The 14945-nt window shown below is 65.0% G+C and carries 14 protein-coding genes; all 14 read left to right on the top strand.

Features of this window, described 5'->3' with window-relative positions:
- Positions 1-56: 56 nt before the first annotated feature.
- The 14 genes from FJW06_RS09535 to FJW06_RS09465 all read left to right on the top strand — a co-directional run bounded on the left by FJW06_RS09535 (position 57) and on the right by FJW06_RS09465 (position 14894).
- Complete coding sequence (locus FJW06_RS09535) at positions 57-1631, top strand: NAD(P)/FAD-dependent oxidoreductase (RefSeq protein ID WP_140750914.1); 1575 nt, start codon at positions 57-59, stop codon at positions 1629-1631.
- A gap of 92 nt (positions 1632-1723) precedes the next feature.
- Entirely contained in the window at positions 1724-3253 is a 1530-nt protein-coding gene (locus FJW06_RS09530; protein WP_140750912.1) for an ABC transporter substrate-binding protein, read from the top strand.
- Positions 3254-3443: 190 nt separating this feature from the next.
- Positions 3444-4451, top strand: coding sequence for an ABC transporter permease (locus FJW06_RS09525; RefSeq protein WP_140750910.1), 1008 nt, complete (start codon positions 3444-3446; stop codon positions 4449-4451).
- On the top strand, positions 4444-5292 hold the full coding sequence (locus FJW06_RS09520) for an ABC transporter permease (RefSeq protein ID WP_140750908.1): 849 nt from the start codon (positions 4444-4446) through the stop codon (positions 5290-5292). The genes FJW06_RS09525 and FJW06_RS09520 overlap by 8 nt, the downstream gene beginning before the upstream one ends.
- Entirely contained in the window at positions 5289-6179 is an 891-nt protein-coding gene (locus tag FJW06_RS09515; RefSeq protein WP_140750906.1) for an ABC transporter ATP-binding protein, read from the top strand. Before FJW06_RS09520 ends, FJW06_RS09515 begins: the two co-directional genes overlap by 4 nt.
- A complete protein-coding gene (locus tag FJW06_RS09510; protein ID WP_140750904.1) occupies positions 6172-6996 on the top strand; it encodes an ATP-binding cassette domain-containing protein in 825 nt (274 codons plus the stop codon). Before FJW06_RS09515 ends, FJW06_RS09510 begins: the two co-directional genes overlap by 8 nt.
- Positions 6997-7076: 80 nt before the next feature.
- Positions 7077-7676 (top strand): VOC family protein, encoded by a 600-nt coding sequence (locus FJW06_RS09505; protein WP_140750902.1) that lies wholly within the window; start codon positions 7077-7079, stop codon positions 7674-7676.
- Between the two features lie 134 nt (positions 7677-7810).
- Positions 7811-10105: a bifunctional salicylyl-CoA 5-hydroxylase/oxidoreductase gene (locus FJW06_RS09500; protein ID WP_140750900.1), complete on the top strand. Its 2295-nt coding sequence runs from the start codon at positions 7811-7813 to the stop codon at positions 10103-10105.
- Positions 10102-10875, top strand: coding sequence for an SDR family NAD(P)-dependent oxidoreductase (locus FJW06_RS09495; RefSeq protein WP_140750898.1), 774 nt, complete (start codon positions 10102-10104; stop codon positions 10873-10875). Before FJW06_RS09500 ends, FJW06_RS09495 begins: the two co-directional genes overlap by 4 nt.
- Positions 10869-11333 carry a MarR family transcriptional regulator gene (locus FJW06_RS09490; RefSeq protein ID WP_140750896.1) on the top strand — a complete coding sequence of 155 codons (465 nt, stop codon included), beginning with the start codon at positions 10869-10871 and terminating at the stop codon, positions 11331-11333. Before FJW06_RS09495 ends, FJW06_RS09490 begins: the two co-directional genes overlap by 7 nt.
- Positions 11330-12142, top strand: a complete 813-nt coding sequence (locus tag FJW06_RS09485) for an enoyl-CoA hydratase family protein (RefSeq protein ID WP_140750894.1) — start codon at positions 11330-11332, stop codon at positions 12140-12142. Before FJW06_RS09490 ends, FJW06_RS09485 begins: the two co-directional genes overlap by 4 nt.
- A gap of 231 nt (positions 12143-12373) precedes the next feature.
- On the top strand, positions 12374-13522 hold the full coding sequence (locus tag FJW06_RS09475) for an acyl-CoA dehydrogenase family protein (protein WP_140750892.1): 1149 nt from the start codon (positions 12374-12376) through the stop codon (positions 13520-13522).
- 35 nt (positions 13523-13557) lie between these two features.
- Positions 13558-13953, top strand: a complete 396-nt coding sequence (locus FJW06_RS09470) for a RidA family protein (protein ID WP_140750890.1) — start codon at positions 13558-13560, stop codon at positions 13951-13953.
- A gap of 212 nt (positions 13954-14165) precedes the next feature.
- Entirely contained in the window at positions 14166-14894 is a 729-nt protein-coding gene (locus tag FJW06_RS09465) for a GntR family transcriptional regulator (protein WP_140750888.1), read from the top strand.
- Positions 14895-14945 lie beyond the last annotated feature (51 nt).

Below are 14945 nucleotides of genomic sequence, written 5' to 3'. Positions count from 1 at the left end.
ACGAAAACATATGCATCTGCAATTATCTTTAAGCATAAAGCATTTTGGGGCGGGGCGTGAGCGAGTTCGACGCCATCTTTGTCGGGGCGGGCCACAACAGTCTGGCATGCGCCGCGCATTTGGCGCTCAAAGGCTGGAAAATAGCGGTTTTCGAGCGCAGCGAAACGATCGGCGGCGCGGTGCGGACCGCCGAATACACGCTTCCCGGTTTCCGGCACGATTTCGGCGCGATGAATTTAAGCCTTTTCGCCGGCTCCGGCTTCCACCGGAAATATGCAAATGAATTGAAAACCCATGGGCTGGAGTTCGCGCCGGTGGCCGATTGTTTCGCCAGCGCCTTTCCGGACGGCAAATGGTTCGGCGTCAGCAATGACCTCGAAAAGACCGCATCGCGGTTGGCCGCCTTCTCCGCGGCGGACGCGGCCACATGGCGGAAACTGGTCGCTACCTTCCCGGGTGAGGCCAAGCATCTGTTCCGCCTGCTGGGTTCGCCGATGAGTGCAAGGGCGCTGGCCGGCACAGGCTGGAATCTCTGGCGCAAGAAGGGTTTTTCCGGCGCGCTCGATACGGCCCGATTGCTGTTGTCGTCACCGCGCGCGTGGCTCGAGGAAAATTTCGAGACGCCGCATGTGCGCACGACGCTCGCCGCCTGGGGCATGCATCTCGACTTCGCGCCCGACATCGCCGGGGGTGCCGTGTTCCCCTACCTGGAATCGATGGCCAACCAGAGTTTCGGCATGGTGCTGGGCAAAGGCGGCGCCGATACGATCATCCGCGCGCTGGCCGGCATGGTGAAGGCGGCCGGCGGCCAGATCACGACCGGCGCGGATGTCGCCGAGATCACCGTTTCCGGCGGCAAGGCGACCGGGGTGCGGTTGGCATCCGGCGAAACGCATGTCGCGACCAAGGCCGTCGTCGCCGGTGTCGCGCCGAAGGCCCTGCCGGGCAAGCTGCTGCCCAACGGCTCGGGCGACGCCGGCTTCGACGCGGCGATGAAGACATTCCGCTATGCGCCGGGCACGATGATGATCCATCTGGCGCTGGACGACCTGCCGGACTGGAGCGCCGGTTCAGAGCTTCGGCAGTTCGCCTATGTGCATCTGGCACCGTCGCTCGACGCTATGTCGCGCGTCTACCAGCAGGCGATCGCCGGCCTGCTGCCCGACCAGCCCGTTCTCGTGGTGGGCCAGCCGACGGCCGTCGATCCGTCGCGCGCGCCGCAACGCAAGCATGTGCTGTGGGTGCAAGTGCGCATGCTGCCGGCCGAGATTGCCGGAGACATGGCCGGCAAGATCGCCCCTGCCCATTGGGATGCAGTCAAGGACGCCTATGCCGAGCGCGTGCTCGACATCATCGAGAGCTATGCGCCGGGCCTGCGGCAGAAAATCCTTGGCCGCGCGATCTTCTCGCCGCTCGACCTCGAGCGCGAGAACCCGAACCTCGTCGGTGGCGACCAGATCTGCGGCAGCCACCATCTGGCGCAGAATTTCCTCTTCCGCCCGGCGCGGTCCTTCGCGCGCTGGAACACGCCGGTCCCGAACCTCTACCTCACCGGCGCCGCCACATGGCCGGGCGCCGGAACGGGCGCGGGCTCCGGCTACATGCTCGCCCAACAGCTCGGAGGAGGTTGAGCCAAAGAGATTCCGGGATGGACAAGGCGCGGTTGCCCACCACCGAATGAGAACGCCGCGCGTACAAATGACAACCAACAAGGGGAACGACCATGACCATCAACAGACGTGACTTGCTTGGCTATGGCGCCGCAGCGATCGGGGCCGCGACGCTTGGCTTGCCGAAGGCTGCAAAGGCGGCGGGCGAGCTCACCATCGCCTACAACGTCAACCTGCCCTCCTGGGACCCGACCACTGGACCTTCGGCCGTCAACCCGACGATCCAAGGGCTCTACCAGTCGGTGTTCGACCAGATCATCGGCCAGAAGCCGGACCTTTCGTTCACGCCCGGACTGCTCACCGAATGGGGCTGGAACGACGACCGCACCAAGGTGACGATGACGGTGCGCGACGGCGTGAAATGGCATGATGGCTCGCCGTTCACGGCTGAAGACGTGGTGTGGTCGCTGACCCGCGCCGGCGACGAGAAGACCGGCAATCCGATCCAGTTCGTCTGGAAGAACGTCAACAACTTCAAGATCGACGGCAACAAGATCACCGGCGACGTCGTGCAGTTCGACCCCGTCTATTTCAAGTGGATGTCGTTCCTGACCGGCTACATCCTGCCCAAGGCCTATTACGAGAAGGTCGGCGCGGAAGGCTTCGAGAAGGCGCCAATCGGCACCGGCCCCTATATGGTCGACAAGTTCGAGCGCAACGCGTTCCTGCGGCTCAAGGCCAATCCGCATTACTGGGGCACGAAGCCCGCCTTCGAGAATGTGACGATCAAATTCGTGACCGACGCGGCGAGCCGCGTCGCCGAGATCGAGTCCGGCTCCTCGCAGGTGACGCTCGAAATTCCCTATGAGGAATATGACCGGCTGATCGCCAAGGAAGGGCTCGCCGGCTCGATCAAGAACGTCTCCGACATCGGCATGATCTTCTTCAACAACAAGGACGCCATGCTCGACAAGAACGTGCGGCAGGCGGCCGTGATGGCGGTGGACAAGGAGCTCCTGGTCAAGCGGCTGCTGCGCGGCTACGGCCAGCCGATCGACACGCTGGAAACGCCGGAATACGCGGCCTTCGATCCGTCGATCAAGGTCGAGCACAATCCGGAGAAGGCCAAGGAGTTGCTCGCCGCCTCCGGCTATTCGACCAAGAAGCCGGCCAAGTTCACCATCCAGACCACCAAGGGCTTCAAGCCCAAGGATTACGAGATGGTGCAGGCGATCGTCGGCATGTGGCGCAAGGTCGGCATCGAGGCCGAGATCGAGGTCTACGAGATCGCCAAGCATTACGAGCTACGTGCCGCGCACAAGCTGGCGCCGGCCGCCTTCTACAACTGGGGCAACTCGATCGGCGACCCGACCACCTCGACCGGCTTCGCCATGTTCGGACCGTCGCCGCATTCGTCGTGGAAGACGGACGATCTCGACGCCAAGATCGGGCCGTTGTGGGGCGAGAAGGACGAGGCCAAGCGCATCGCCGGCTGGAAGGCGGTCGACAAATACATCGCCGAGCAGGCCTATGTGCTTTCCCTGATCCAGTATGCGCAACCGATCGTGCATTCGAAGAAGGTCAATGTCGTACAGCATGTGTCAGGCGCGCTGCTGCCGGCGCTGATGACCCCGGCCGCCTGATCGAAATGAGGAGGCGCGGTAGCGTGTCTCCTTCAACGACGCAGCCCCCTCATCCGGCCCTCCGGGCCACCTTCTCCCCCAAGGGAGAAGAGGTCGCCGACGGCTGAGCCAGTCTCTTCTCCCCACCTGGGAGAAAGTGGCCGCGAAGGGGCCGGATGAGGGGGAGTCCGTTCAGAGTGATTAGGGCCGCATGCTGCTGCAGAGATTCCTCGTACGTCTGTTGACGATGCTGGTGACGCTTTTCGGCGTCGCCATCGTCGTCTTCGTCGTCATCCGCGTCGCGCCCGGCGACCCGATCGCCATGATGCTACCGCCCGGCGCGAGTGACGACGACATTGCGCGGCTGCGGGCGCTTTACGGGCTCGACAAGGGCATCGTGCAGCAATTCTTCATTTGGCTCGGCGGCGTGCTGCATGGGAATTTCGGGGCCTCGATTTCATTGCGCCAGGACGTGCTCGGCCTGGTCTTCAACCGGCTGCCCGCGACGCTGGAGCTGGCGACCGTGGCATTGCTGATGGCGATCGCGCTCGGCACGAGCGCCGCGATCCTCGGCGCGCGCTCGCGCGGCACGGCGGTTGAAACCGGCATCGACATCGTGAGCGGCGCGACGCTCTCAATCCCCGATTTCCTGTGGGGCCTGGTGCTGATCCTGCTATTCGGTGTGCTCGTGCCCGTCTTCGACATTTCCGGCCGGGTGTCGCCGCAGCTCGACCTGCCTTTCGTCACCCAGTTCTATCTGGTCGAGAGCATCCTCAGGCTTCGTTTCGACCTCACCTGGGACCTGCTCAAACATATGCTGATGCCGGCCGTTGCCTTGGCGCTGCCGCTGGCGGCGATCATCGCGCAGCTCTTGAAACAATCGCTGAAGGAGGTGCTCGATCTCGACTATGTCGTGCTGGCGCGCGTGAAGGGTTTTTCCGAGACGCAGGTGGTCCTGCGCGAGGCGCTGAAGAACGCGGCGCTGCCGACGCTGACGCTGGTCGGCGTGCAGTTCACCTTCCTCATCGGCGGCACCGTCATCGTCGAGCGGCTGTTCTCCTATGAGGGGCTCGGCAACATGGCGATCGACGCCGTCGTCAATCGCGACCTGCCGCTGATCCAGGGCATCGTGCTGGTGTTCGCGCTGCTCTTCGTGCTGATCAACCTCGCCGTCGACATGATGTATGCGCTGCTCAATCCGAGGCTTCGCCATGGATGAGGCGAGCATCGCCCGACGTGGCTTGAGCCCGCGGCTGTGGCTGGCCGGCGGCTGGCTGCTCCTTGCGCTGCTTGCCGCCATCTTTGCGCCGCTGGTGGCGCCGCAGGATCCCTTGGCGCAGGACCTGATGCTTGAGCGCCTGCCGCCCTTCTGGCTGGACGGCGCCGAGCCCGGCTATTGGCTGGGCACCGACAGCCTCGGACGCGATCTGCTGTCGCGCCTGATCTTCGGCGGCCGCATCGCCTTTATTGTCGCCTTCGCCGCGGCGACGTCCGCCTGCCTTCTCGGCTCCGCGCTCGGCCTGATCGCCGGCTATGTCGGCGGCTGGGCCGACCGCATCATCTCGCGCATCGTCGATGTGTGGATGGCGTTCCCGCCGGTGCTGTTCGCGATCCTGCTGGTCGCGGTGCTGGGCACCGGCTTGAGCTCCGTCATCCTTGCCATCGCTATCATCGACTGGACACGCTTCTGCCGGGTGATCCGCGCCGAGGCAATGAGCCAGGCGCGCATGGATTATGTCGAGAGCGCACGCATCGCCGGCTATGGCCGCATCGGCATAATGCTGCGCGAAGTGCTGCCCAATGTGCTGCCGTCGGTGGTGGCGCTCCTGTCGCTCGAGATGGGCATCGCCGTGATCGTCGAGGCGATCCTGTCCTTCGTCAACCTGTCGATCTCGACCGACGACCCGACCTGGGGCAGCATCATCGCCGAGGGCCGGCTGTCGATCCATCAGGCCTGGTGGGTGCTGGTGTTCCCGCTCATCACGCTGATCCTCACGGTGCTCTCCTTCAGTCAGTTCGGCGAAGCGCTGAAGGCGCGCTTCGATCCGGTGCTGCGATGAGCGTCAATGTGGAACCATGTCTAGATATCCGCGGCTTGAGCGCCGTGCTGCCCAACGGCCAGCGCGTGCTGCGCTCCGTTTCGCTCAGCGTCCACCCCGGCGAGGTCCGCGCGCTGGTCGGCGAAAGCGGCGCCGGGAAGACGATGATCGGCAAGGCGGTGCTCGGCGTGCTGCCGAAAAGCGTGCGCATCGTCGAAGGCGAGATGCTGATCGAGGGCGAGGACCTCGGACGCCTCGATCCGAAGGCGCGGCGGACCCTGATCGGCGCGCGCACGGCGCTGATCCCACAGGATCCGCTGACTGCGCTCAACCCGTCGCGCCGCATCGGCGCGCAGATGATCGATCGGCTGGTGCGAATCCTCGGCTGGAACGGCGAGAAAGCCGACAAGCGTATCCGGCAGCTGCTCGACGAGGTGCAGATCCGCGATTCCGAGCGTGTGCTGAAGAGCTATCCGCATGAATTGTCCGGCGGCATGCGGCAGCGCGTGCTGATCGCCGCGGCCTTCGCGGCGGAGCCCAGGCTGATCGTCGCCGACGAGCCGACGACGGCGCTCGACGTGACGGTGCAGAAACAGATCCTGCGGCTCATCGCGCAACTGCAGCGCGACCATGGCACCGCGATCCTGTTCGTCACCCACGATCTCGGCGTCGTCGCCAAGATCAGCCAGAAAGTGTCGGTGCTCTATGCCGGCAAAGTGGTCGAGGAAGCCGAGACCGCTGCCCTCTTCGAAGCACCGCAGCATCCCTACACGCGGGCGCTGATGGCGGCGACGCCGCGCTACACCGATCCATACGCATCGCTGAAGCCGGTGGACGAAACCGTGCTCGCCGGACTTGCGGCGGAGATCGCGGCGGCAGACCAGGCATGGAGGCCCCGCCATGACTGAGCCGCTGTTCTCGGTGCGCGGGCTCAAGGTGGCGCTGCCCGACATGACGCGCAAGCCGCTGATCGGTCGAGCGCCGCTGGCCGAAATCCTCAAAGGGCTCGACTTCGACCTGCCCAAGGGATTGATCACCGGCATCGTCGGCGAATCCGGCTCCGGCAAGTCGACGCTCGGCCGTGCGCTGGTCAGGTTGCTCGAGCCGAGCGCAGGCGCGATCACCTTCGAAGGGCGCGATATCGCCCATCTTTCGGAAGCCGAGCTCAGGCCGCTGCGCCGCGACCTGCAGATGATCTTCCAAGACCCGATGTCGTCGCTTAATCCGCGCCACACGATCTTCAACATCATCGCAGCTCCCTTGAGGCAGAACGGCCTCGGCGACCGGCTGAAAGAACGCGTGGCGGAAGCGCTGCAGCGCGTCGGCCTGCCGCAGAGTTTCGCCGCTCGCTACCGCCACGAGCTGTCGGGCGGGCAACGCCAGCGCGTCGGCATCGCACGCGCGCTGGCGCTGTCGCCGAAATTCGTGCTGGCCGACGAGATCGTCTCCGGCCTCGATGTTTCGACGCAGGCGCAGATCCTTACGCTGCTGGAGAAGCTGGCGGCAGAGATGGGGCTGACGGTCGCCTTCATCAGCCACGACCTGTCGGTGATCCGGCGGCTCTGCCAGCAGGTCATCGTCATGCGGGAAGGCAGGATCGTCGAGGCCGGCGCCACCGACGCCCTGTTCGACAATCCGAAGGAGGCCTACACGCGCGACCTGCTCGCCGCCATTCCGCTGCCGGAGATCGATCCGGACTGGCTGCGGCCGAAGGCGCCGGCATGAACTGAGCTTCGATATCCGCACGCCGACCAGCGGGCCTCGGATGTGCGCAAGGATAAGTCAGCCCGCCAACGGAGGGTGACATGAAATACGCAGTCCAGGCGGCGATCCTCGCGGCCTCCTTGTCCGGCGCAGCGGGAGCGGCTTCCGCGGATGCGATTCCGGGCATGCGAGGCCACGACCACACCGGCATTACCGTGCCCGACATGAAGCAGGCCGTCGATTTCTTCACCAATGTCGTCGGCTGCAAGAAGGCAATGTCCTTCGGGCCGTTCGCCGACGACAAGGGCACCTTCATACAGGACCTGCTCGGGGTCGATCCGAAGGCGGTGATCGAGGAGATCACCATGGTCCGCTGCGGTTATGGCTCGAACATCGAGCTGTTCAAATACACGGCACCCGACCAGAAGGATTTGACGCCGAAGAACAGCGACATCGGCGGCTTCCACATCGCCTTCTATGTCGACGATGTCGCCGCCGCGAAGGCCTATCTGGAGGCCAAGGGTGTCAAGACCAGGATGGGGCCGCTGCCGGTCAAGGAAGGCCCGGCCGCGGGCCAGACCATCCTCTATTTCCAGGCGCCGTGGGGGCTGCAGCTGGAGGCGATCAGCTATCCCCAAGGCATGGCATATGAGAAGGGCGCCGAGACGGTGCTTTGGAGCCCGAAGGATCCCACCAAGTGACGAACCAACGCGGCGGCGGCGATCATTCAATTACGAAACTTCAAGCTTGAAATAATCGCCGTGCGGCGCGATACTGACAATCGGGATCGCCGGCCTTGCCGGCGACCTCCGATGCGAAGAGGAGATCGCAAGACATGAAGGTTGCGGTTCTCGGCGGCGGTCCGGCCGGACTCTACTTTGCCATTTCGCTGAAGCTGCGCGAGGCCGTGCATGAGGTAACGGTCTATGAGCGCAACCGCCCGGACGACACGTTCGGCTGGGGCGTGGTGCTGTCCGCGGAGACGCTGGAGAACCTGACCAGGAACGACCCGGTCAGCGCCGTCTGGATCAAGAAGCATTTTGCCTATTGGGATGACATCGCCGTCATCCATGACGGCGTGCGCACAGTGTCTTCCGGCCACGGCTTCTGCGGCATCGGGCGCAAGCGGCTCCTGGTCCTATTGCAGCGGCGCGCCCGCGAGCTCGGCATCAAGATGATGTTCGAGACCGAGATTTCCGATCCGAAACCCTTCATGGAAACGCACGACCTGGTGGTCGCCGCGGACGGGCTGAACTCGAAGTCGCGCGCGGCCTTCGCCGATGTCTTCAAGCCGGATATCGACACCCGCAAATGCAAGTTCGTGTGGCTCGGCACCACGCAGAAATTCGACGACGCCTTCACCTTCATCTTCGAGAAGACGGAGCATGGCTGGGTGTGGGCGCATGCCTACCAGTTCGACAGCGAGACCGCGACCTTCATCGTCGAATGCAGCGAGCAGACCTGGGCTGCGTTCGGCTTCGGCCAGATGACGCAGCAGGAATCGATTGCGGTCTGCGAGCGCATCTTCGCAAAGCATCTCGGCGGTCATCCGCTGATGACCAACGCCAACCACATCAGGGGTTCGGCCTGGATCAATTTCCCGCGCGTGCTATGCGAGCGCTGGTCGTACAAGAACCTGGCGCTGATGGGCGACGCCGCGGCTTCAGCCCATTTCTCGATCGGCTCCGGCACCAAGCTGGCGCTCGAAAGCGCGGTGGCGCTCGCCGATTATGTCGAAACCGAGCCCGATCTGGAGGCCGCGTTCCGCAAATATGAGGATGCGCGGCGCACCGAGGTGCTGAAGCTGCAATCGGCGGCGCGCAACTCTCTCGAATGGTTCGAGGAAGTCGAACGGTATCTCGGACTTGATCCAGTTCAGTTCAACTATTCGCTGCTCACCCGCTCGCAGCGCATCAGCCACGAGAACCTGCGCCTGCGCGACGCCGCATGGCTGGCGGGCGCCGAGGAGTGGTTCCAGCGCAAGGCCGGCGCCGGCGGCAACATGCTGCGCCGCGCGCCGATGTTTGCGCCGTTCAAGCTGCGCGATATGGCACTTACCAACCGCATCGTCGTTTCGCCGATGGCGCAATATAAGGCGGTCGACGGCTGCCCGACCGACTGGCATTTTGCCCATTATGCCGAGCGCGCCAAGGGCGGCGCGGGGCTCGTCTATATCGAGATGACCTGCGTCAGCCCCGAGGGGCGCATTACGCCCGGATGCCCCGGCTTCTACAAACCCGAACATGAAGTCGCCTGGAAGCGGCTGGTCGATTTCGTTCATGGCGAAACGGAAGCCAAGATCTGCGCGCAGATCGGCCACTCCGGCGCCAAGGGCTCGACTCGCGTCGGCTGGGAGGGGACGGACGAGCCGCTGCCTTCCGGCAACTGGCCGGTGATGGCGCCGTCGGCTGTCGCCTGGTCGCCGCAGAACCAGGTGCCGAAAGCGATGGACCGCGCCGACATGGACATGGTGCGCGACCAATTCGTCGCTTCGGCTCAGATGGCCGAGCGATGCGGTTTCGACATGCTGGAGATCCATGCCGCGCATGGGTACCTGCTCTCCGCCTTCATCACGCCTCTGACGAACCGTCGCACCGACGAATATGGCGGCTCGCTGGAAAACCGCATGCGCTATCCGCTGGAGATCTTCCATGCGGTGCGTGCCGTGTGGCCGGCCGAAAAGCCGATCTCGATGCGCATCTCTGCCAATGACTGGGTGGGTATCGAAGGCGTCACCCCGGCCGACGCGGTCGAGATCGCCAGGCTGCTGCACCAGGCCGGTGTCGATCTTTGCGACGTCTCGGCCGGGCAGACCACCATCGCCGCCAAACCGGTCTATGGCCGCATGTTCCAGACGCCGTTCTCCGACCGCATCCGCAACGAGGTCGGCATGGCGACGATGGCGGTCGGCAACATCTATGAGCCCGACCATGCCAACTCGATCCTGATGGCCGGCCGCGCCGACCTGGTGGCGCTGGCCAGGCCGCATCTCACCGATCCCTACTGGACGCTGCATGCGGCGGTCACACTTGGCGACCGCGGCGTCAAATGGCCCGACCCCTATCTGCGGGGACGCGACCAGATCTACCGCCTGGCCGAGCGCGAAGCGGCCGCGGGGCTCAAAGTATGAGTGCCGCCCGCGAAATTGCCGGCAAGCATGCGCTGGTCACCGGCGGCGGCTCCGGTGTCGGCAAGGCTATCGCGCTGTCGCTGGCGGAAGCCGGCGTCGCCGTTACGATCTGCGGGCGGCGTGAAGCGGCGCTGGTCGAGGTCGCGAAGGAAAGTGACCGGATCTTTGCTGTCGCCGCCGATGTCACGAATGAAGCCGAGATGGCGGCCCTTCACGAGAAGGCCGAAGCGGCGCGCGGACCGTTCGACATCGTCATCGCCAATGCCGGCATGGCGGCAAGCGCGCCGGCGCACAAGACTGCGCTGGCCGACTGGCAGCGCACGCTCGACGTCAATTTGACCGGCGCCTTCCTGACGATGAAGCCGGCGCTGGCCGGCATGCTGGCGCGGAAGACCGGTCGCATCGTCTTTGTCGCTTCGACCGCCGGCTTGAAGGGTTATGCCTATGTCGCGTCCTATGTGGCCGCCAAGCACGGCGTCGTCGGGTTGATGCGGGCGCTGGCCTCCGAGACTGCCAAGTCAGGCGTGACGGTCAACGCCGTCTGCCCCGGCTTCGTCGAAACCGACATGCTCGAAGAGTCCGTCGCGCGCATCGTCGAGAAAACCGGCCGCTCGGCGAAGGATGCCCGTGCAAGTCTTGCAACGACGAACCCGCAGGGCCGGTTCATCCAACCCGGAGAGGTCGCGGCCGCGGTGCTTTGGCTGTGCAGCGATGCCGCGCGATCAATCACCGGACAGGCGATCTCGGTTTCGGGAGGCGAGACATGGTAGCGGGACCGACCTCAATCGGGCCGGGCAAGGAGAGGCTGCGGCTGTGGATCCGCCTGCTGCGCGCCTCGCGCACCATCGAGGCCGAACTGCGCGAGCGGCTGAAGAAGGAGTTCGACACCACGCTGCCGCGCTTCGACGTGATGGCGGCGCTCTACCGCTCGCCGGAAGGCATGCTGATGAGCGACCTGTCGCGCTTCCTTCTGGTGTCGAACGGCAACGTCACCGGCATCGTCGACCGGCTGGTTTCCGAAGGGCTGGTGACGCGGGCGCGGCGCAATGGCGACCGCCGCACCTCGATGGTGCGCCTGACCGAGGAAGGTTCGAAATCTTTCGCCGCGATCGCCGCCGCGCATGAGAATTGGGTCGGCGAGCTTCTCGGCACCGTCAGCGAGGATGAGGCGCGCCGGCTGACCGGCATGCTGAAATCGTTCCGCAGCAATTGGGAGGGACGCGAGTGAGCGCCATGGCCAGGCTCAAGCCGAAGCACTTCCTCTGGGAGGTCGAAGGCAAGGTCGCGAAGATCCGGCTCGACCGCCCCGAGCGCAAGAACCCGCTGACCTTCGACAGCTATGCCGAGCTGCGCGACACGTTTCGCGAGCTCGTCTATGCCGAGGATGTCGACGCCGTGGTGTTCCTGCCCAATGGCGGCAATTTCTGCTCCGGCGGCGATGTCCATGACATCATCGGGCCGCTGGTCAAGATGGACATGAAGCAACTGCTCGCCTTCACGCGCATGACCGGCGATCTCGTCAAGGCGATGCTGAACTGCGGCAAGCCGATCATCTCGGCGGTCGACGGCGTGGCGGTTGGCGCCGGCGCGATCATCGCCATGGCCTCCGATATCCGCATCGCCACGCCGGAAGCAAAAACCGCCTTCCTGTTCACCCGCGTCGGGCTTGCCGGCTGCGACATGGGCGCCTGCGCGATCCTGCCGCGCATCATCGGCCAGGGCCGCGCCGCCGAGCTGCTCTACACCGGCCGCACCATGAGCGCCGCTGAGGGTGAGCGCTGGGGTTTCTACAACCGGCTGGTCGAACCGGCGGCGCTGGAGGCCGATGCGCTCGACATGGCCGCGCGCATCGTTTCCGGCCCGACCTTCGCGCATGGCATCACCAAGACGCAGCTCAACCAGGAATGGTCGATGGGTCTCGACCAGGCGATCGAGGCGGAAGCGCAGGCGCAGGCGATCTGCATGCAGACCGGTGATTTCGAACGGGCGTACAAGGCGTTCGTGGCGAAGGAAAAGCCGGTGTTCGAGGGGAATTGAGGATGGGTGCGTTATTGCCAACGCTGGCGGGACAGCGCCCCCCTCTGGCCTGCCGGCCATCTCCCCCTCTAGGGGGGAGATTGGCAGCTTCGCTGGCAGCACCTCTCGTGCAACGCTGGCGATTGGCGAAAGCAGTGGCGACATCCGATCTCCCCCCAAGAGGGGGAGATGTCCGGCAGAACAAAGGGGGGCGCCGTGGAGCGCTACGCTCAAAGCACTGCGGAGGCGAGAATGCCTGACCGGACCTTCCTCAACTGGCCCTTCTTCGAAGACCGCCACCGCCAACTCGCCGACACCCTCGACGCCTGGTGCGCGAAAAACCTGCCCGTCGACCACCACGATGTCGACGCCGCCTGCCGCGAGCTCGTGGCGAAACTCGGCCGCGACGGCTGGCTGAAGCCGACGGCGCTCGACCCCGCCAACCCCGCGCCGCTCGATGTGCGCACGCTCTGCATGACGCGCGAGACGCTTGCCCGCCAGGACGGGCTCGCCGATTTCGCCTTCGCCATGCAGGGGCTTGGCACCGGCGCGATCTCGCTGTTCGGCACGCCGGATCAACAGCGCTGGCTGGAAAAGACGCGGGCGGGCGAGGCGATTGCCGCCTTTGCGCTGTCGGAGCCGCGCTCGGGATCGGATGCCGCCAATATGGAGATGTCGGCAGTCCGCGACGGCGGCGACTATGTGCTGTCGGGCGAAAAGACCTGGATCTCCAATGGCGGCATCGCCGACCTCTATGTCGTCTTTGCCCGCACCGGCGAGGTGCCGGGCGCCAAGGGGATCTCCGCTTTCATCGTGCCCGGGGACGCCAAGGGCCTTGGCATCGCCGAACGGCTCCAGGTGATCGCGCCGCATCCGCTGGCACGGCTCTCCTTCGATAATGTGCGGGTTCCGGCTTCCGCGCTGATCGGCAAGTCCGGCGATGGTTTCCGCATTGCCATGTCGGTACTCGACGTGTTCCGCTCCACGGTGGGCGCAGCGGCACTCGGCTTTGCGCGGCGTGCGCTGGACGAGAGCGTCAGCAGAGCTGCGGAGCGCAAACTCTTCGGTGCGCCGATGGCCGAGCTGCAGATGGTGCAGGGCCATATCGCCGACATGGCGCTGGATGTCGACGCCGCCGCGCTCCTCGTCTATCGCGCCGCCTGGACCAAGGACATGGGCGCCGCGCGAGTGACGCGCGAGGCGGCGATGGCGAAGCTCTTCGCCACCGACAAGGCGCAAGAGGTGATCGACAAGGCCGTGCAGCTGCATGGCGGCGACGGCGTGCGCAAGGGCCACATCGTCGAGAGCCTCTATCGCGAGATCCGGGCGCTGCGCATCTATGAAGGCGCTTCGGACGTACAGAAGGTGGTCATCGCGAGACAGGTGATGGGCGGAGCGTGAAACCGTTGCCGATCGCATCTGAAATAGGGGGAGACATGCACACCATCCTGCAGCCCGAGGGCTGGGCCAAACCAGTCGGCTATGCCAATGGCGTGGCCGCGCGTGGCCGGCTTGTCTTTGTCGGCGGCCAGGTGGGCTGGAACGCCGAATGCGAATTCGAGACCGATGATTTCGTCGGCCAGGTGCGCCAGACGTTGGCCAACGTCGTCGCGGTGCTTGCCGCAGCGGGTGGCGAACCGCAGCACATTACCTCGATGACCTGGTACTTCACCGACAAGACCGAGTACCTCGCCAACCTCAAAGGGATCGGCGAAGCCTACCGCGCCATCATCGGCCGGCATTTTCCGGCTATGGCCGCCATGCAGGTCGTGGCGCTGGTCGAAGACCGCGCCAAGGTGGAAATCCAGGCTATGGCGGTCATTCCGGAGTGAGCTGAGGCGCTACGGGTTTTCATCTCGCAAGGCGGCCCGAGGCTTAGCGAAGGCGCCAAGATTTCAACGTCGAGGAAGCGCCGACGCTCGTCTGACTGAATCCTTGCAACGCCGCTTGGCTACCGCCACAATCTGTGATCAGATGATCACGCCCACTTCGGCGGGTACGTCTTCGCACATAGACTTTGCCGGCATCCAAGGAAAGCAAAAGCGTGACTCTGGGCTTCGAACCCGTATCGGGACGCATCACTGTCCAGGATAGCGTCTATCAGCAGCTTCGGCATGCCTTGATGGTCGGCAGTTTCGATCCTGGCCAGGTGCTGACCATCGCCTCGCTGGCCGAGGCTTTCGGCACCTCGAACATGCCGGTGCGCGAGGCCCTGCGGCGGCTGGCGGCGGAGAACGCGCTGGAGATCTCGCAGAACGGCTCGGCCTGCGTGCCGGTGGTGACGCGGGCGCGGCTCGACGATCTCTGCCGCGCCCGGTTCGCCGTCGAAGGGCTGGCCGCCGAGCTCGGCGCGCCGCGCCTGACCGCGGCCGACCTCGCGTCCCTGCAGAGGGTCACCGACGAGCAGCAGGCGATAGGCCGCGACGGCAGCATCTACGAACTGATCGCCAAGAACCAGCAGTTCCACTTCACCATCTATCGCGCTTCCGGCTCCGACGTGCTGTTCCAGTTGATCGAGACGCTGTGGCTGCGCTTCGGCCCCTATATGCGGCTGTTGTCCAACCATGTCGCGCCGCTGATGCGCGCCGGCACCATGGAACCCTCAGGGCGTCACGCCGCGATCATCGCGGCGCTCAAGGACAAGGATTTCCCCCGCGCCCGCGACGAGGTCGTGGCCGACATTACGGCGACGCAGGAGACGCTGCGCACGATCTGTCCCGACGTGCCCGAGCCGAAGGCAGTCGATTTCGCTGGTTTCGGCAAAGCGCCCTGATTTTCTCGACGTCGGGGACTGAAGTCCGATCGCAGCCTCGCTCGCCAAGCC

This window comes from Mesorhizobium sp. B4-1-3 (assembly GCF_006439355.1).
Lineage (GTDB): Bacteria > Pseudomonadota > Alphaproteobacteria > Rhizobiales > Rhizobiaceae > Mesorhizobium.
The sequence above is the reverse complement of the archived record's forward strand: the minus strand, read 5'-3'. Positions and strand labels throughout refer to the sequence as shown.